This is a genomic window from Rugosimonospora acidiphila (genome assembly GCF_039543385.1).
Lineage (GTDB): Bacteria > Actinomycetota > Actinomycetes > Mycobacteriales > Micromonosporaceae > Rugosimonospora > Rugosimonospora acidiphila.
This window is the reverse complement of record NZ_BAABJQ010000002.1, coordinates 564,996-582,381: the sequence shown is the minus strand read 5'-3', so window position 1 is coordinate 582,381 and position 17,386 is coordinate 564,996. Positions and strand designations below refer to the sequence as shown.

At 71.6% G+C, this 17,386-nt stretch carries 14 protein-coding genes; 9 read left to right on the top strand and 5 right to left on the bottom strand.

Annotated features, from left to right (window positions below; translation table 11 throughout):
- Window positions 1–284: MmyB family transcriptional regulator (locus tag ABEA87_RS05280; RefSeq protein ID WP_459112883.1), on the top strand; the 284-nt coding region annotated here is incomplete at its 5' end.
- Window positions 285–533: 249 nt separating this feature from the next.
- Here ABEA87_RS05280 and ABEA87_RS05275 read toward each other — a convergent pair.
- The 3 genes from ABEA87_RS05275 to ABEA87_RS05265 are packed head-to-tail and all read right to left on the bottom strand — an operon-like array spanning window position 534 to window position 4,666.
- Window positions 534–2,657 (bottom strand): glycoside hydrolase family 36 protein, encoded by a 2,124-nt coding sequence (locus tag ABEA87_RS05275; RefSeq protein WP_345626571.1) that lies wholly within the window; start codon window positions 2,655–2,657, stop codon window positions 534–536.
- 2 nt (window positions 2,658–2,659) lie between these two features.
- On the bottom strand, window positions 2,660–2,806 hold the full coding sequence (locus ABEA87_RS05270; RefSeq protein WP_345626549.1) for a hypothetical protein: 147 nt from the start codon (window positions 2,804–2,806) through the stop codon (window positions 2,660–2,662).
- A 42-nt stretch (window positions 2,807–2,848) separates the two neighbouring features.
- On the bottom strand, window positions 2,849–4,666 hold the full coding sequence (locus ABEA87_RS05265) for a hypothetical protein (RefSeq protein WP_345626547.1): 1,818 nt from the start codon (window positions 4,664–4,666) through the stop codon (window positions 2,849–2,851).
- 151 nt (window positions 4,667–4,817) lie between these two features.
- Here ABEA87_RS05265 and ABEA87_RS05260 point away from each other — a divergent pair, with 151 nt between their 5' ends.
- The 8 genes from ABEA87_RS05260 to ABEA87_RS05225 all read left to right on the top strand — a co-directional run bounded on the left by ABEA87_RS05260 (window position 4,818) and on the right by ABEA87_RS05225 (window position 15,247).
- A complete protein-coding gene (locus ABEA87_RS05260) occupies window positions 4,818–5,621 on the top strand; it encodes a GntR family transcriptional regulator (RefSeq protein WP_345626546.1) in 804 nt (267 codons plus the stop codon).
- Window positions 5,618–6,505: a DUF6772 family protein gene (locus ABEA87_RS05255; RefSeq protein ID WP_345626544.1), complete on the top strand. Its 888-nt coding sequence runs from the start codon at window positions 5,618–5,620 to the stop codon at window positions 6,503–6,505. Before ABEA87_RS05260 ends, ABEA87_RS05255 begins: the two co-directional genes overlap by 4 nt.
- Window positions 6,502–6,837 (top strand): hypothetical protein, encoded by a 336-nt coding sequence (locus ABEA87_RS05250; RefSeq protein ID WP_345626542.1) that lies wholly within the window; start codon window positions 6,502–6,504, stop codon window positions 6,835–6,837. The genes ABEA87_RS05255 and ABEA87_RS05250 overlap by 4 nt, the downstream gene beginning before the upstream one ends.
- A 76-nt stretch (window positions 6,838–6,913) precedes the next feature.
- Window positions 6,914–11,137, top strand: a complete 4,224-nt coding sequence (locus ABEA87_RS05245; RefSeq protein WP_345626540.1) for an Ig-like domain-containing protein — start codon at window positions 6,914–6,916, stop codon at window positions 11,135–11,137.
- Window positions 11,138–11,154: 17 nt separating this feature from the next.
- The gene (locus tag ABEA87_RS05240; RefSeq protein ID WP_345626539.1) at window positions 11,155–12,447 is read left to right on the top strand and encodes an ABC transporter substrate-binding protein; all 1,293 of its coding nucleotides are present in this window, start codon (window positions 11,155–11,157) and stop codon (window positions 12,445–12,447) included.
- Between the two features lie 169 nt (window positions 12,448–12,616).
- Entirely contained in the window at window positions 12,617–13,459 is an 843-nt protein-coding gene (locus tag ABEA87_RS05235) for a carbohydrate ABC transporter permease (RefSeq protein WP_345626538.1), read from the top strand.
- On the top strand, window positions 13,446–14,297 hold the full coding sequence (locus ABEA87_RS05230; protein WP_345626537.1) for a carbohydrate ABC transporter permease: 852 nt from the start codon (window positions 13,446–13,448) through the stop codon (window positions 14,295–14,297). Before ABEA87_RS05235 ends, ABEA87_RS05230 begins: the two co-directional genes overlap by 14 nt.
- Window positions 14,294–15,247 (top strand): aldo/keto reductase, encoded by a 954-nt coding sequence (locus tag ABEA87_RS05225; protein ID WP_345626535.1) that lies wholly within the window; start codon window positions 14,294–14,296, stop codon window positions 15,245–15,247. Before ABEA87_RS05230 ends, ABEA87_RS05225 begins: the two co-directional genes overlap by 4 nt.
- A 265-nt stretch (window positions 15,248–15,512) precedes the next feature.
- On the opposite strand, the gene ABEA87_RS05220 is transcribed toward ABEA87_RS05225, so the two are convergent.
- Window positions 15,513–15,908, bottom strand: a complete 396-nt coding sequence (locus ABEA87_RS05220) for a thiol-disulfide oxidoreductase DCC family protein (RefSeq protein ID WP_345626533.1) — start codon at window positions 15,906–15,908, stop codon at window positions 15,513–15,515.
- A 22-nt stretch (window positions 15,909–15,930) separates the two neighbouring features.
- Window positions 15,931–17,376, bottom strand: coding sequence for an aminotransferase-like domain-containing protein (locus ABEA87_RS05215; RefSeq protein ID WP_345626532.1), 1,446 nt, complete (start codon window positions 17,374–17,376; stop codon window positions 15,931–15,933).
- Between the last annotated feature and the right edge of the window lie 10 nt (window positions 17,377–17,386).

The window sequence follows — 17,386 nt, the reverse complement described above, 5'->3', positions numbered from 1 at the left end:
TGAACCTGGTCGGCGAGCTGTCGATGCACAGCGACAGCTTCCGTACCTGGTGGGCGGCCCAAGACGTCTACGTGCACCGCCACGGCACGAAACGCTTCTACCACCCCGTCGTCGGCGAACTGGACCTGGCCTACGAAGGGCTCCAGCTGGCGAGCGACGAGACCTTGACGATCATGACCTACTCCGCCGAGCCGGGTACCCCCTCCGGCGACGGCCTTGAACTGCTCGCCTCCTGGGCCGCGTCACAGCCTGACGCGATTGCCTTAGGGCCCGACCGGGTCTGATGGAGGCCGCACGTTGGCACGGTGGCCTTCCCGCTGATCACCTATGTGATGAGCGGGGTTGGAACTTCCTGGTCATCGGTGCTGAGCGGACAAGTCCACCCCGGTCGCGACCTTCCACTTGATCGCGACCGGGATAGGTGGCCACCGGTCAGCCTGGCTGACCGCACCGATGCGGAGGAGTGCGCCAGTTCGGTGCCCGGCTCGAGCCTTTGGAGGGGGCTTCCATGACGCCATAAGTCTCTCCCTGCGCTACGGGCGGGCCGCGTTCTGATCCTTGTGCAGTGCGATCAGGCACGCGGACGGCGCGGCGGCCAGGCGTACCCGCAATCGCCCGGCTCCGGCGTCCCAGTACGGCCGGACGTCCCGGTGGGGCGGGAAGAGCACCTCGGTGCGCATCTCGTCGCCGGCGAGGTGGGGGAGGGCCAGCCACGCCTCCAGCCCGCTGGTCGCCCGGCACCAGACGACCACGTAGCTCACCTCGGGCGAGCGCATGCCGAGCGACACCGACGCGTCGTCCCATTGGGGCAGCCCGCTCGGCCAGAACGGCACCGCGTCCGCCAGCACCGGCCGGAGGCGCTTGTAGACCTCGACCGCCCTCGACACCAGCGCGAACTGGCCGGGGTCCATACGATTCAGGTGACCGGACAGATACAACCGCCCGAGCATCGCGGTGCACAGGGTAAAGCCGATCTCGTCGGCCGTGTGGGTCGGCTGCGGGTAGGCCCAGTTGCCGCACTGCTCCGGAGGAATCAGCGCTGGCGCCGCCGCGGCGATGGGCGGGTACCGCAGCGGGTCCTGCTGGTCGCTGGTGGACTGCAGCTGAAGGCGGGAGAGCATCGCCGGGTCGGACCGCATCGCGCCGGAGGCGCAGTTCTCGATCACCAGGTGCGGGTGCCGGTCGAGCACGGCGTCCAGCCAGCGCAGCAGGGCGCGGTTGTGCCCGAGCAGGCCGGCCCCGGCGCTCGCGCCGTGCGACTCGGTCCCCGACTGGATGTTGAGGTTGTAGTCGAGCTTCAGGTATCCGATGCCCAGCTCCGCCACCAAGCGGTCGACCACCTCGTCAAGGTGTGCCACGGCCGCGGGGTGGCTCAGGTCGAGGTGGTACCGCCCGTTCTCCCGCACGCGGACGCCCGCCCGCCGGAAGAACGCCTCGGCCGGCAACTGCCCGGCGACCGGGCTGCTCACCCCGACGGCCTCCGGCTCCAGCCACAGCCCGGGGACCATGCCCGCGGCGCGGATGCGGTCCAGGATCTCACCGATGCCGCCGGGAAAGCGCGACCGCGATGGCCGCCACGCGCCGACCGTGCCCCACCAGTCCTCACCCGTCTCGGCGTACCAGCCGGCGTCGACGCAGAAGTACTCGGCCCCGGCCCTGGCGGCCGCGTCGATCAGTGGCAGCAGTCGTTCGGTCGTGGGGTCACCCATCAGGGTGTTCATGTAGTCGTTGAACACGACCGGCAGCCTGGTGTGATCCGGATGTGGCCGGCGTAGCGCCCGGCGGTAGCGAGTCAGGTCGGCCACCGCGGCGTCGAAGCCGCCGTCCGCCACCGCCACCGCGACCGGTACCGTCTCGAACGACTCACCCGGCCGCAGCTGCAGCCGCCACTGGTGTTCGGCGCTGGTCGGTCCGAGCAGCGCCAGGTACAGCCCGCCGCGGTGCTCGCCGACCTGCCAGTGCCAGGCGCCGTTGTGTTCGATCTGCCAGAGCCAGGTGTGCCCGTCGCGGCGGTTGACCAGCGCGCCCATCGGCAGGTGTCGCCCGGTCGACCAGCTGCCCTCCCCGGTGCGCGCGAAACAGCCGCAGGGCGGGACCGGACGGCGCGCGGCGTCCACGTCGGGCAGTAGGTCACGGGCCGGGCGTCGCTGCCAGCGGTTCTCGGCGAGCCAGTCGTTGTCCGCCCAATACACGTCGATGTCCTCGAGACCGGTCGGGTCGAGGCCGGGCAGGCCCGCGGCGACCAGGGAGGTCACCGCCTCCAACACCACCGGCTCGGTGCCGCCGTGGTGAAGCCGAACGAACGATCGCAGCACACCGAGGCCGGCGGCCGCCCGCAGGACGAGGTCGGCGCGCAGACCGGTCTCCGGATCCTCCATGGACAGCAGGTGCTCGCGCCACCCACCGTCGGTGCTCTCCTGGTGGGTCCGGTAGCGCATGCGGGCGCCGAGGGTCGACTCGACGTACCGGAAGCCGGACCAGCCGCGACCGTCGGCCACGGTGAGGATGTCCAGCGGGGGCAGGCCGGCGCCGGCGGCTTCCCCGGGCAGGTCGTTCATCCAGCGCAGCCGGACGGTACCGTCGGCGCGCACCTCGAAGCGCAGGCGTATCGGCCCGTGCTGCCACGACCAACCGAACGGCGTGCTGGCCTCCGGCATGGTCACCGCCTCCCCGCGGACGGTGCCGGAAAGGCCGGGCGCGGCCCGCACCGGGCGGCGAACTCGGGGACGTCGGAGTGTGCGGGGAGCAGCGCGATGAGGCCGGGCGTGAACCGCCCCGCGCTCACCGCGCCGATGGTGATGGCCATGAAAGGCGCTCCGGGTGGGATCGTCGGCGGGGTTTCGGGCGATCAGGCGGTCTCGGGCGGGCAGGGGACGGTGGCCAGTTCGAGGTGCGCGGTGTGTCCGGGAGGCAGCGCGACGCTCAGCCGGCGGTCGTCGACGGCGACCTGCCGGCGCGCCTCGGGTGGCCGGGGGCGGCGCGGGGACCCGACCGGGCCCGGATACCCGTCGCCGGCGTGAGAGGGCAACGTCGCGGTGGTGAAGCGGTACTCGCCGAACGCGCCGCCCTGAATGACGATCCGCCGGGCCTCGGTGGGGTGGAGGTTGACCAGTCGGACGCTCACGCTTCGGGCGTCGAGGTGGTCGACGAGGGCCGCGACGTCGGGCGGCAGGCCGGGGCGGCCGCGGTCCGCGTCGGCGTAGCGCAGCCGGGCGTGCGGCAGGCCGCCGTTGTAGATGGGCGCGGGGCCGCCGAGGGTGAGCTGGACCAGCGCCTCGGTACCGATCGGGTTGACCAGTTGCCAGTGGTGCAGGTCAAGGCTACCCGCCGGCTCACGGTCGGCGCGGATCTGGGCGCAGCGCCAGGCCAACTGCGCGTGGGCTTCGCCGAGCGCCCGGGACGGGTATCCGGGGTTGGCGCCGGCCAGGTAGCGCACCCACGGCCGGGTGTTGGCGTCGCCGAAGCGCCCGCGTTCGCCCGGCACCGCCGACCAGTCGTCGGGGTCTCCGCGGCGCAGCCGCTCGACGCGCGCCCAGTCCTCGCGAGAGCCGCTGAGGTGCCACAGCGCCACCGCGAACCGCGGCTCCATCGGCTGGTGGTCAAACCAGCCGCGGTCGTCGTAGCGGTTGGGGACCAGTAGCCGATCGTCGGTCGTGACGGCCCGCTCCAGTACCCGGTCCAGCAGGGTCCGTGGCAGGTCAAGGTAGCCGTCGTCGCGGGTCAGCAGGTAGGCGCTCGTCGCGGCGACCACGGCCGCACTGGCGATCGGTCCCAGCCCGTGCGGCCACGACCAACCGTAGAGGCCGCCGTACCAGCGACCGTCGAGGTTCTCACCGACCCGGCCGGAGCGCCCGACGTTGTCCGGCGGCAGCCCGCCGTTGGCCCTCGCCCGGTCGATCCACGCCTCGACGTAGTCCAGCACCCAGCGGCGGTACCGGGGCTCACCGGTGACCAGGTGGGCGAGGGTCACCAGGCCGGTGGCGGTGAGGTTGACCGCGGTGTCGCCGGGCAGCATCCGCCGGTTCATCGCCTCACCCATGCGGCGGGCGTTGGCCGGGTCCTTGAGGTCCTCGAACCGGGCGATGCCGGGCAGGTCCCGGTAGGGCAGCCCGTACGGCTCGTGCCGCGCGGTCCACTCGTACAGCGCGAGGTCGTCGGTGAACGGGTAGGAGAACCGGTACGGGGCCAGTCGCGGGCCGCCGCTGCCGGTGTGCCCGGCCGTGATCGTTCGCGTCGCCGGGTCGTAGTTGCCGCGGGCCGGGTCGGCGTACAGGTCGGCGAAGCGGGCCACCCGCTCCCGCCACCCGGCGGGGTCGGCCAGGGCCAGCTGGTACAGCAGGGCGTTGCCCTCGCCCTGGTGGAACCAGTCGTAGCCGCGCTCGTACTCGTCGAGGATCTGGCCGTACCGGGTGAACTGGCCGGTCACCCCGTGCCAGCCCTGCGCGGCCAGCGACAGCAGCCGCCGCGGCCCGCCCAGCGTGTAGGCCAGTGGCCAGTTCAGGAAGCTCTCGTAGCCGTCGTCGGCGCCGTCGCGGCCCGGGAACTCGGCTCGCCAGTGGAGACTCCCGTCGGTGGCCACGTACCGATCCCAGAACAGCTGGGACGCGTCGGCGAGCCGGTCGAGCAGGGCCCGCTGCCGCAGCGCCCAGCCTGGCGGCTCGTCCATCGGGGCACCGATATCGGGCGCTTCTACCTGAGTCACCAAATCCTCGATCCTCGATCCTCGACGAAATCCGAAACCAACCTTGCGCCGGGCGCGTGGAGCGTGTCAAGCTCCCGTCATCTCACGTAAATCCTCGACGATCTGAGGAGTGGCAGTGGCGAGTACGGATGCCTCCGGCGGCGGGCAGGTACCGCTGGCAGGCCGGCAGAAGTTGCCCGACGCCGTGTACGACTGGCTGAAGGCGCAGATCATGGACGGTGAGCTGCCGCCCAGCGCGCGGGTCAACCTGGACGAGATCGCCCGTCGGCTGTCGGTGTCCCAGTCGCCGGTGCGGGAGGCGTTGGCCCGTCTGGCCGCGGAGGGGCTGGTCGTGCACGAACCGTACCGCGGCTACTCGACCACGCCGCTGATGAGCCGGGGCCAGTTCGAGGAACTGTTCGACTTCCGGCTGCTGATCGAGCCGTGGGCGGCGGGACGGGCGGCGGAGCGCTGCTCGGCCGCGGACGCGGCGGCGCTCGAGGCCGAGCTGGCCACCTGCGTCGAGGTGGCGGCGGGCAGCAGCTTCAGCGCGTACGGCGGGGTGATCGCCCACGACGGGCGGTTCCACGACCTCATCCTGGGGCTGGCCGGCAACGGCCACCTGCGCCAGGCCCTGTCGCACTCCCACTTCCCGCTGCACATGCATCGGCTGCACTACAAGAAGAGCATCGGCGCGTCCGCGTTCGCCGAGCACCAGCGGATCACCACCGCGATCGCGCAGCGCGACCCGGACTGGGCCGCGGCCGCGATGCGCCGGCACCTGGAAGGCACCCGCAACCGGTGGCTGCCGGTGTTCGACGAGTGGGGCGGCGCGGGCATCGTCGACGCGGATCCCGCGGGCGCGCACGCCGCCAGCGCGGATCCCGTCGACGCGGCGGCCGGCGGCGCGGCGGCCGGCGGCGCCGAGGCCGACCGGTGACGCCCCGCCGGTTCACGCCCCTTGGCCGGGTGCTGTGCGTGGACGAGTTCCACACCGGCCTGGACGGCTGGTGCGCCCTGATCGGCAACCACCGTGGCGACACGACTCAGGTGCAGGACCGGATGGCCGACCTGCGCCCGCCGCACCTGAGCACCCTGCCGTTCTTCGACATCGGTTCGCACGGCAGCGGGTTCGGGGGGTACGCGATGAAGCTGATGACCCGGCCGCGCGCCGGCAGCTGCGCGATGGCCATCAAGCGGCTCACCTCGGTCGCGGACACCACCATCCGGTTCGAGTGCTACCTGGCCTACAAGTCCGACCCGGCCGCGTCCACACCCGCGGGAGCCGACGACGAGTGGGACGGCAACGCCGACCCCGGTGAGGCGGCGTTCGGTGAGTTCGTGCTGTCCAACGACATCGTCAGCCTGGAGCGAGGCACCCGGGCCCACTGCGCGATCCGGTACGCCAACACCCACCACGACGGGAGTCTGGTACAGCGCTGGGAGTACAAGACCTCGCTGCAGCCCACCACGAAGATGGTCCGTGCCGGCCTGGCACCCGAGAACGGGCCGTTCCACACCGTCCACGGCGACGACTGGCGACCGCTGCCCGGCGGGGCAGAGCAGCGGCTGTGCTACAACGAAACCGCCACGAAGGTCAACTGGCACTACCTCGGGTGGACCTTCTCCAGCCGAACCATGCGCAACGTCAGCCTCCAGGTCAACGACAGAATCTGGGATCTGTCCGAGGTGGCCGTGCCCACCTATCCCGACAGCTACACCGGTCTGCGCGGGCTGCTCAACTTCCTCGTCGACGTGCGGACCACGACCAATTCCCGCAACACTCTCTACCTCGATTCCTGCTGCATCTCCGCGGACTGGTGAGCACACCCATGGTGATTTGCTGGGAGCGCCAATGGTCGATCGACACCGGTGCGGTGACCGAGCCGCTGGAGTGCGGCTGGTCAACCGCCAGCACCTGGTGGTTGGAAATACGTGACGCACCCGAGCCGACACCGGTGCGCCTGGTGGTGGAGGCGTCCCCGCACGGGCGCAGCTGGCACCCGGTCACCGAGTACGAACAGCCGATCCAGGCCGGGCAGCTGATCCTCCTGGACCAGGTACCCGCCCACCCGTACCTGCGCATCCGCTGCGCGAGCGGGGTACCGGGAGCCAGCGGCACGGTCTTCGTGTCGTTCGCGCCCGTCGCCCAGTAGCGCCCGCGCTCAGACCACCAACGGCGCCTCCGGCCGGAGGGCGCCGCTCGTTGAACGCTGCCCAGAAGGGGGCATCGTGTCACCTGGAATCTCCCGGCGCGACCTGCTGCGCGACGTGGGCCTGGCCGCTGTGGCGGCCGGCGCGGTCGGCATCATCCCGTCCCAGGCCGCGCAGGCACACGCCGGCGCCACCACCTTCTACGTCGCCGTGGGCGGCAACGACGCGTGGAGCGGCCACCTCGCCGATCCCAACGGCCACGGCACCGACGGCCCGTTCGCAACCCTGGCCCGGGCCCGCGACGCGGTACGCGCTCTCAAATCCGGCGGCCCGTTGACCGGGCCGGTCGACATCGTCATCCGGCGGGGCACCTACTACCTGAACGAGACCCTGGAGCTGACCCCGGACGACTCCGGCACCCAGCGGTGCCCCGTCACCTGGCGCGCGGCCGACGGCGAGCACGTCACCATCAGCGGCGGGCGCCCCATCACCGGGACCTGGAGCGCCGAGGCGGACGGGGTGTACTCCACCACCATCGCCAACCCGTGGGCGTTTCGTACCCTGTTCGTCGACGGCCGGCGCGCCACGCTGGCCCGCTACCCCAACCCCGACCCGGACAACCCCGGCGCCGGCTACCTCTACAACGGTGGCCAGAACCCGAACCTGATCCTCGCCGGGCTCGCCCAGGGCGGCGACTACGTCACCTACCGGCTCACCGTCGCCGCGGCCGGCGACTACGACCTGTGGCTCGGCTGGGCCACCACCGAGACCGCGATGCAGCAGTACCTCACGCTGGCCGTGGACGGCCAGCCCGCCATACCCCTGAGCCCGATCACCGCCAGCGGCGGTTTTCGCACCGTCGCCTACAGCAGGGCGACCGCGGGACTCAGCCTGTCCGCCGGTACCCACCAGATCCGTCTGAACAACGTCAGCCCGCCCGGCGAGGACCACCGCGCGCACCTCGACGCGCTCGTGCTCACCACCGACCCGGCCTTCGCCCCCACCGGCGCCCAACTGCCCCCACCGGCCCCCGGCGAGCAGCGCGTGATCGTGCAGGCCGAGGACGACACCGTCCGGATCGCCGGCTACAGCTCGATCCGGTTCCAGAAATTCTCGGTGACCGACACCCCGTCCAGCCTCACCACGCTGTACCCCGACCCGAGCCGGGTCAAGCCGAGTTGGAAGGACGACCCGCAGGCGCTGGTCGACGTCGTGTCGGTGCTGCAGTACTTCAACGAGCAGTGCCCGATCAGCGACATCGACGCCACCACCGGCGCCATCACGGTCACCCGGACCAACACCGAGGCCTTCCAGACCTCCAACTACTTCTTCGTCTCCGGGGTGCGCGCTGAACTCGACACCCCGGGGGAGTTCTATCTCGACCCGACCACCGGCCGGCTCGACTACCTGCCGCTGCCCGGCCAGGACCCGTCGACCAGCGTGTTCCTCGCCCCCCGCCTGGACCGCCTGGTCAACCTGACCGGCGACGCCACCGGCACCGCCCGGGTGCAGTGGGTGCGGTTCCACGGGCTGACGTTCAGCCACACCACGGCCGCCCGGGACTACCCGTCGTACCGGTCGCCCACCGACGCCGCTATCCAGCTCGACTGCGCGTGGCACTGCACCATCGACCGCTGCCACATCACCGCGGTCGACGGGTACGGCATCTGGCTGCACCTGGACAGCTGCCAGAACACCATCAGCGACAACGAAATCGATGACACCGGTGTCGGCGGGGTGCTGCTGAGCGCCGCGTCGCTGGACTACGGCATCGTCTACGACCCCCGGCCCGAGGTGGCCAACTACGCCCCGCTGCGCAACAGCTTCGTGCGCAACCACATCCACCACGGCGGCATGGTCCGGGTGGTGGCCGCCGGGTTCAATCTGGGCAGCCGGCCGGAGTCCACCGCCCTGTCGGCGGGCAACCTCATCGCCTTCAACCACGTCCACGACATGCCGCGTCAGGGGGTGTTCGCGTTCCGCAACCAGGGCGGGAACATCATCGCGTACAACAACCTCCATGACCTGGTCACGGCTACCGCGGACGCGGGTGCCATCAACTTCGCGGTGATGACCAACCTCGCCGCCGCCAACCTGGTCCGTAACAACGTGGTGGACCACGTGCCCGGCCTGTTCCGCTTCGGCGAGGCGAACATCAACCCCTACGGCTTCGGTCTGTACATCGACCAGAACACCAGCAACTCCTGGTCGGAGAACAACCTCGTGACCGGCGCCAGTTACTCGATGTTCGTTGACGGCGGCGCCCACAACGTCCTGTTCAACAGCATCGCCGCCGACCCCGGCCAGCTGTGGTACGCCGACGTCGCCGGCATTCTGCGGGACAACCGCAGCATCCGCAACGTCGTCGCGAACACCACCACCGGCGTGCCGAGCGCGGCCGGCGCCGACAGCTACTTCCTGTCCGCCGCGGCGCCGTTCGCCAGCGTGCTCGCCGCCACCCCGTCCCTGATCGTGGCCAGCGACCTCAACGTCCTGTGGAACGCCGGGCCGAACGTCGTGGTGGAGCCGCAGAAGACGCTGGCCGCGTGGCGGGCCCGCGGCGAGGATCCGCACTCCCTGGCGGCGGATCCGAAGTTCCGCGCCCCGGCGGCCGGCGACTACCGGCTGCGGCCCACCTCGCCCGCGCTGCGGCTGGGCATGCGCCCGGTCGACCACGCCAATGTCGGCCCGACCACCGCCGGCGCACCCGCGTTCGACATCACCAGCATGGCCGCCGTGCACGTCGAGGCCGCCGCGACCCGGTCGGCGGACGGGCGCACCGCCACCTACACGCCGCAGGTGAGCGCCGCCGGCCTGTACCGCGCCTATGCCCGGCGGACCAGCCAGGCGATCGCCCCGCAGAAGCTCGCCATCCTGGTCGACGCCGCGGACGGCCAGAACCGTTCCGTCTACAGCGACTGGGCCGGCCCGGGTCACAACCCCGATCCCCTGTACGGCATCTACCTCGGCACCTACCGGCTCGACGCGGGCGGCGCCGCCACCGTCACCTTCTTCCAGCCCGGCGCCGCCACCCCCGACCTGCCCACCAGCGTGCAGTTCATCCGGGTGGCGCGGCTGGCCAACTCCGCCGGGGGTGTGCTGTGGCACCTCACCGCCGCGGCCAGGTCGACCAGGATGGCCGCCGGCCAGACCACCACGCTGTCACACCGCGCCCTCGCCGGTGACGGCACGTCCATCGGCCTGCCCGGGGCCACCGTCCGCTACGCCAGCGACGCGCCGGCGGTCGCGAGCGTCGACCGCAACGGCCGCGTCACCGCCCGCGGCGACGGCGTGGCCCACCTCACGGTCACCGCGACCCTGCACGGCATCACCGTGACCGCCGACCCGGTCACGGTCATCGTCGGTAGCATTCTCTGGGAGGCGACCCTGACCGCCGAGCGCGGCCTGCTCGCCCCGGGCGACACCGGCCAGCTCACCGTCGCGGGCCGCACCGACGACGGCGGTGCCGCCGACCTGTCGGGCGCCACCGTCACGTACACCAGCAGCGACTCCGAGGTACTCACGGTCGACACCGCCGGCCTGGTCAGCGCGCACGCGGTCGGCACCGCAACCGTCTCGGCGAGCGTGACCCTGGCCAACGTCACCCTCGACGCCGCACTGACTCTGTCCGTGGCCACCTCCACCACACCCGCACTTTGGTACACCTTCGACGAGTCCACCACCGGCAACACCGACGCCCTCGACCAGGGCGGCGCACCCGCGGCCGGCGGCACCTTCCACGGCGCCGCCACCCGCACCGCCACCACACCCGGCGCCGGCTCCCGCGCCGCACTGGACCTGACCGTGGCCGGCAACAACTACGTCGCCGTGTCCGCCAGCAAACTCGACGCGCTGTCGCCGTTCAGCCTCACCCTCTGGACGACCCTGCGGGGCGACCCGGCCACCTTCGACCGTTTCATCAGCAAGGGCACCAGCTTCGACTGGCAGATCACCGGCGGCACCGCCGGCGCCGTGGAATCGACGCTCAGCCTCGGTGCCGCCACCGTGCGCATCCCCACCTTCGACGCCAGCGACTGGCAGTTCTTCGCCTTCGTCGCTGGTAGTACCGGCCTGACCGTGTACCGGGCAACCGTCGACGCCGCGGTTCAGGCCGTGGCCACGCTGCCCAGCGCTGTCGGGCTACCCGCCGGCGAGGCGCAGGAGCTGCGCATCGGCGGCACCAGCCGGGCTGCCAGTACCGACCGCACACCCCCGGCCTACCTCGACGACCTCCGCGTCTATCCCGTGGTGCTTCCCGTCGCGGAGCTGGAGCGGATCAGAACTCAACTGCTCACACCCTGACCGTCCGGAGAAGACGAATGTCCTTTAAACACCGACGCCTCGCCGCCACGGTGAGTGCTCTGGCCCTGACCCTGGCAGTCGCCAGCTGCGGCGGCAACACCACCGGCAGCGGCGGCGGCAGCGATACCCTCACCTTCCTCGTCGCCACCAGCAACCCCGGGCAGCTGAAAATCCTCAACGACATCGCGGCCGCCTACCCGCAGACCAACACGAAGATCAAGAGCGTGAAGGTGCAGACCCTGGGCGCGTCCGACGAACGCACGCTGTTGCTGACCGAGCTGGCCACCCGTACCGCGCCGGACGTGGTCTGGGCCGGCGCCGGTCTGGCCACCGAGTTCATGGACAACGGCCTGCTGGCCGATTTGAAACCCACGCTGCGCAAGGACAGCGGGTACGACTTCGCCGACCTGGAGCCCAACCTGCTCAAGGCGTGGAGCCGCGGCGACAAGCTCTATGGGATACCGTTCTCCAGCAGCACCGAGGGCGTCTACTACAACGCCGACATGTTCGCCAAGGCCGGGGTGCCCACACCCACGCAGATGATCAGCAACGGCACGTGGACCTGGGAGAACTTCCGCGCGGCGCTCAAGACCGTGGCGCAGAAGAACAAGGTGTCGGGCTTCTACATCCCCGGGTTCGACACGTTCGACAACCCCACCGCGGCGTTCCCGCTGTGGTACGCCTACGGCGCCTCGCCGTGGAGCACCGACGGAACCCAGTGCGGCTACACCGACCCCAAGATGGTGGCGGCCATGCAGCTCATCCACGACATGGCCTACGTGGACCACTCATACCCGGTCAAGGGCCAGACCGCCGACTTCGCCTCCGGCAGCTCGGCCGCCACCCTCGCGTACATCAGCACCGCCGGCAACCTCGTCGACGCGAAGTTCAAGTGGGACTTCGTGCCCACGCCGGCCGGCCCCGCCGGTGCCAGGCCGGGCATGGGACAGTCCGGCTGGGTCGTGTTCAAGAACAGTCAGAACGTCGATGCCGCCGCGGACTTCGTCAAGTTCCTCACCAACAAGACCAACTCCGCGAAGATGGCCGCGTTCTTCCCGCCGGACCGGGCCAGCCTGCTCACCGGTGCGTCCCTGAAGCAGGCCAATCCCTACCTGACGGAGCAGCAACTGGACAATGTGGTGGTCAAGGGTGCGACCACGGCCACCGTGGAGCCGGTCCAGAAGAACTCCAACGCCATCTTCGCCGCGCTCAAGCCGATCATGGACGGCTTCTGGCAGCCCCAGGCCAACGTCGCCGCCGTGATGCAGAAGGCGTGTACGGCGATGCAGCCCCTGTTGACGGCCAAGTGACCGGGCCATGACGAGCTCACCCCATGGTGTCGCTCCGGCGGGTACCCGCCCGCCGGAGCGCCACCCCGGCAGCGGTACCGGCCGGGGCCCGCACCCATCCGCCCGGACAGCGCCCACCCGTGCCACAGCCCGCCGGGGACACCGCCGCGACTGGTTCGCCGGGTATGCCATGCTGACCCCGCAGCTTCTCGGTTTCGCCGCGTTCGGGCTGGTCCCGATCCTGCAGACCATGTGGTTGAGCCTGCAGCAGATCAACCCCTACACCGGGGACAGCCGCTACGTCGGGATCGCCAACTACCGGCGCTTCGCCACCGACCCGGGCATGCCCGAGGTGCTGCGCACCACCGGCATCTACGTCGCGGGCATCACCGTGCTCGGTCTGTCCCTCGCCCTGGCCCTGGCCGTCCTGGTCAACCATCGGCTACCCGGCATCCAGGTCTTCCGGACGATCTTCTTCCTCCCGGCGCTGGTCACCCTGGCCGCGTGGACCCTGGTGTGGCGGTTCGTGCTGCAGCCGCAGGGTCTGCTCGACCAGATCTCCGGCGCCGTCGGCCTGGGCAGCCCGGACTGGCTCAACACCAAGGGCCTCGCCCTGGCCAGCGTCATCGTGCTGCAGGTGCTCAAGGGCGTCGGTATCAACATGGTCATCCTGCTGGCCGCGCTGCAGGCCGTGCCGACCGATCTCAAGGAGGCCGCGTACGTCGAGGGAGCCAGCCGGCGGCGCATCTTCTGGCACGTCACCCTGCCCAGTATTTCGCCGCAGGTGTTCATGGTCGGTGTGCTGCTGCTGGTCGGCTCGTTCCAGGTCTTCGAGCAGATCCTCTTGTTGACCGGCGGCGGGCCCGGACGCTCGACCACCGTGCTGTCCTACTACGTCTACCAGCAGGCGTTCCAGTACTCCGACCAGGGCTACGCCAGCGCCCTGGCCACCATCCTGTTCCTGCTCATCATGCTGCTGACCGCGATTGTCTGGCTCAGCCGGAGGCGACTGGTGTTCTATGAAAGCAAGTAGCGCCGTCGAGCGCCGATCCGCCGCCGCCACCGCGGCCCGCTACGTCGCCCTGGTCGCGTGCGCCGTGGTGTTCCTCGGCCCGCTGGCCTGGTTGCTCAGCATGTCGCTGCGCACGGCCGCCGCGGCGCTCGGACGGCAGTGGATCCCCAACCCCGTGCGGTGGGCCAACTACGCCGTCGTGTTCTCCTTCCAACCGTTCGCCAACCAGCTGCTCAACAGTGCCTACATCATGGCCCTGGTCTGCCTGGGCACCCTGGTCGTGTCCAGCCTGGCCGGGTTCGCGCTGGCCCGCATCAACTTCCCTGGACGCGGGGCCATCCTGATCCTCGTGCTCAGTTCGCTGTTCATCCCGGCCGAGACGACCATCATCCCGCTCTACCGCGACGTCATCGCACTGCATTGGACCGACACCCACATCCCGCTCATCCTGTTCCCCATCTGCGGCACGGTCGGGGTCGTCGGGACCTTCGTGATGCGCCAGGCGTTCCTCACGCTGCCGCAGGAGGTCATCGAGGCCGCCCGGGTGGACGGGGCGAGTTGGCCCCGCATCCTGATCAGGATCGCGCTGCCGATGGTGCGCCCGTCGCTGGCCGCCGTCGTCGTGCTGACCGCGCTGTCCAGCTGGAACCAGTACCTGCAACCGCTGGTCTTCCTCCGGTCGCGGCAGCACTTCACCGTGCCGCTCGGACTGTCCCAGTACAGCGACCAGTACACCGGCCCGATGTACAACATCCAGGCCGCGGCGACCACGCTGTCCATCCTGCCGGTCATCGCGATCTTCTTGCTCGCGCAGCGCCAGTTCATCGCCGGCCTCACCGAAGGCAGCGTCAAGGCATGAGCCCTCTCGAACAGCTGGCCGTTGACCGCGACCGCGCCAACATCCCCCTTCCGCGTTTCGGTATCGGCCTGGCGCCGGCGGGCAAGCTGCCCGAGGCGGCTGAGGCTCAGGCGCGCGGTGTTGTCCGGGAGGCCCTCGCCCGCGGCGTCACGCTGTTGGACACCGCGCCGAGGTACGGCAACGGACGGTCCGAACGCCGCCTCGCCGCCGTACTCCGCGAACAACCACTGCCCCCCGGCAGCATCATCGCCACCAAGGCCGGCCACCTCGCCACCGCCGACGGGCCGGTCGCCGACTTCACCCGCGCCGGAATACGCCGCGGCGTCGAGGACAGCCTCGGGCGGCTCGGCGTCGACCACATCGACCTGCTGCACCTGCACGACCCGGACGACGCGCACGCGCTCGCGATTGCCGAGGCCCTACCGGCCATGCGGGACCTGCGCGCCGCCGGAGTCGTCCGGGCGATCGGAGTGGCGATGAACCATCCGCACCCGCTGGCCCGGTTCGTGCGGGAGACCGACGTCGATTGCGTCCTGCTCGCCGGCCGCTACACCCTGCTGGATCAGACCGGGCTCAAGGAGCTCCTGCCGCTATGCCAGAGTCGGCGGGTACCAGTGATCGCCGCCGGTGTCTTCAACTCCGGGATCCTCGCCGATCCGGTACCCGGCGCACCCTACGACTACCGGCCGGCCGCACCGGAGCTGCTGGCGCGCTCCCGCGCCATCCAGGCTCTGTGCGAACAACACGGCGTGCCCCTGGCCGCCGCGGCGATGCGGTTTCCGCTCGGTCACCCCGCGATCGCCACGGTCCTGGTCGGTGCCGACAGCGCCGCACAGGTCCGCGACAATCTGCGTTTGTTCCACCACCCGGTACCGGACGAGCTATGGGTTGACCTCGCACGCCACCGGTTGGTTGCGCCGGTCGGCGACCTGGGCCTCCGGACGGCATAGGACGCCCAGCCATCGCAGTTGGGCGTCCTCGGCGTCTGAGCAGCGGCGGTAACGGTTTCCGGCCGGCCGGCCGGCACCGCGCCGTCCGCGGCCGCCGTCGACCGACTCGAGAACCTACAAGGATGTGATGCCGCGTCCAGCTCTACCTGGCCAACGTCGACGGGCGCCGTGCGGCTCGCCACGTAGGTCCGGACGGTCGGGCTGCGAATCGTCCAGATCTACCTGGCGGATGCCGTGCCCGTCGGGCGTGTCGGGCGTCGGGAGGTCAGGCGTCGGGTGCGGGAGGGCGCACGGCGCAGGCCGGGGTACCGCCGGGCAGCCGGTGCCGGTTCGCGGCGATGATCCGGTACACCGCGGCGGCCACCGGGCGCACCGGCCGGGCGTCGCACAGCCGGCCCAGCAGCCGCAGCGCCGCGACGGGCTGGTCGCGCAGCAGCGCGGCGAACGCGCGGGCACCGGCCAGCCGGGTACCGTCGGCGGCCACCCACTGCACCGCCGCGTCCGCCTCGGCCCGGGTCAGCCCGAGGGCGGCCAGATCGAGCATCTGCCACGCTCGCGCCGCCGGGAAGGTGGGCAGGGCTCCGCGTAGCCACTGCACGCTGCTGGTACAGAAGCCGCAGTCCCCGTCGTAGACGAGGATCGGCGATGTGCGCTCGGGCATGGACGTGTCCCTCCAAGAATCGTCAGTCGGTGGATAGCGCGCCGGGCAGCGCCGCGACCAGCCGGGCCACGGCCTGCTCCAGGGCGGCCCCGGTGAGGTGGCCGTGCCCGACGACCAGCGCCGGGGGTATCGGGGCGGGGGAGAAGTGGTACGGCGCCAGGGTTCCGACCCGTACCCCACGCGCCCGCAGCCGCGCCGCGACCAGTTCCGCGTGGCGGCCGGGCAGCGGCAGCAGCGCCACCCCGTGCGCCCCGGCGACCCGGTACCCGACGCGACCCAGCGCCGAGCGGACCAGATGCCCGCCGTCCTGGTGGTCGCGTCCGCGCCGGTGCATCGCTCGGTCCACGGTACCGTCGTGCAGCAGCCGCGCCATGGCCAGCTGCGATACGTGCGGCGGCTGCCCGGAGCGCTCCGCCAGGTGCCGGCCCAGCGCACCGGTCAGCCACCGGGGTACCACCACGAAGCCGATGCCCAGCGCCGGCGAAAGTGCCTCGCCGAAGCCGCCGACCAGGACGGAGGTCTCGGGCGCGGCCAACGACAGCAGCCGGGGCAGCCGCTGCGCCGCGGGGGGCAGCAGACCGTCGCAGGCCACCTCGACGATCCACGTGCCGGGCCGGGACGCCGCCACGCGCCGGCGTTCGGCGGACAGCACGGCGCCGGACGGTACCCCGGAGTCGGGGCACAGCACCAGTGCGCGGCACCGGTCCGGTACCCGCTCGACCCGGGCCCCCTCTCCGTGGACCGGTACCGCGACCGGGCGCGAGCCGCCCCCCTCGGCGGCCCGCCACAGGGGCGGCGCGATCGGCTCCTCGACGGCCACGTCCCCGCCGGACAGGCCGAGCACGGCGAGCACGGCGCGCAACCCGGCCGCGGTACCGGTGGTGGCCACCACCTCCCGGCCGGCCAACGAGACTCCGTGGGTGCGTCGCACGAATCCGGCCACGGCCTGGCGCAGTTCGGGCAGGCCGAGCGGCGGCGGCGCGCCGGTGGGCGGCGGCCGGAAGCTGGCCCACCGCCAGGCGGCGCGCCAAGCGGCCATCGGCAGCGATGCGCCGCCGACCTGGCCGGGCAGCAGGTCGACGCCCCCGTCCCCGCCGGCCCGGCCGCCCCCGTGCCTCGCCCCAAGGACCGCGCAGGGCGCACCGGATGCGCCGGACCGCGCACCAACGGCGTCGCAGCGCGCGCCGGCGTCGCCGGGTAGCCGCGCCGGTACCGTCACGTACGTGCCCGAGCCCGGACGGCTGGCCGCGTACCCGGACTGGAACAGCAGCTCGTACGCCTCCATCGGAACTCCCCGGGAGACGCCGAGCAGTGCGGCGAGGGTACGGGTCGAGGGCATCCGGGTACCCGCCGCGAGCACGCCCGCGTCCACCGCCGAGCAGACCTGCTCGGCGAGCTGCTGCCACAGCGGCCGGGTCAGCTGCCGGTCGAGGGACACGGGGAACATCAGAGGCTGTCGGTAGCGCATGGCCCAGGTG

Bases quoted from the DNA above. Each gene is read 5' to 3' on its own strand.
- ABEA87_RS05275 (WP_345626571.1), bottom strand. From the start codon at position 2,657: ATGCCGGAGGCCAGCACGCCGTTCGGTTGGTCGTGGCAGCACGGGCCG.
- ABEA87_RS05270 (WP_345626549.1), bottom strand. From the start codon at position 2,806: ATGGCCATCACCATCGGCGCGGTGAGCGCGGGGCGGTTCACGCCCGGC.
- ABEA87_RS05265 (WP_345626547.1), bottom strand. From the start codon at position 4,666: ATGGACGAGCCGCCAGGCTGGGCGCTGCGGCAGCGGGCCCTGCTCGAC.
- ABEA87_RS05240 (WP_345626539.1), top strand. From the start codon at position 11,155: ATGTCCTTTAAACACCGACGCCTCGCCGCCACGGTGAGTGCTCTGGCC.
- ABEA87_RS05235 (WP_345626538.1), top strand. From the start codon at position 12,617: ATGCTGACCCCGCAGCTTCTCGGTTTCGCCGCGTTCGGGCTGGTCCCG.
- ABEA87_RS05230 (WP_345626537.1), top strand. From the start codon at position 13,446: ATGAAAGCAAGTAGCGCCGTCGAGCGCCGATCCGCCGCCGCCACCGCG.
- ABEA87_RS05225 (WP_345626535.1), top strand. From the start codon at position 14,294: ATGAGCCCTCTCGAACAGCTGGCCGTTGACCGCGACCGCGCCAACATC.
- ABEA87_RS05220 (WP_345626533.1), bottom strand. From the start codon at position 15,908: ATGCCCGAGCGCACATCGCCGATCCTCGTCTACGACGGGGACTGCGGC.
- ABEA87_RS05215 (WP_345626532.1), bottom strand. From the start codon at position 17,376: ATGCGCTACCGACAGCCTCTGATGTTCCCCGTGTCCCTCGACCGGCAG.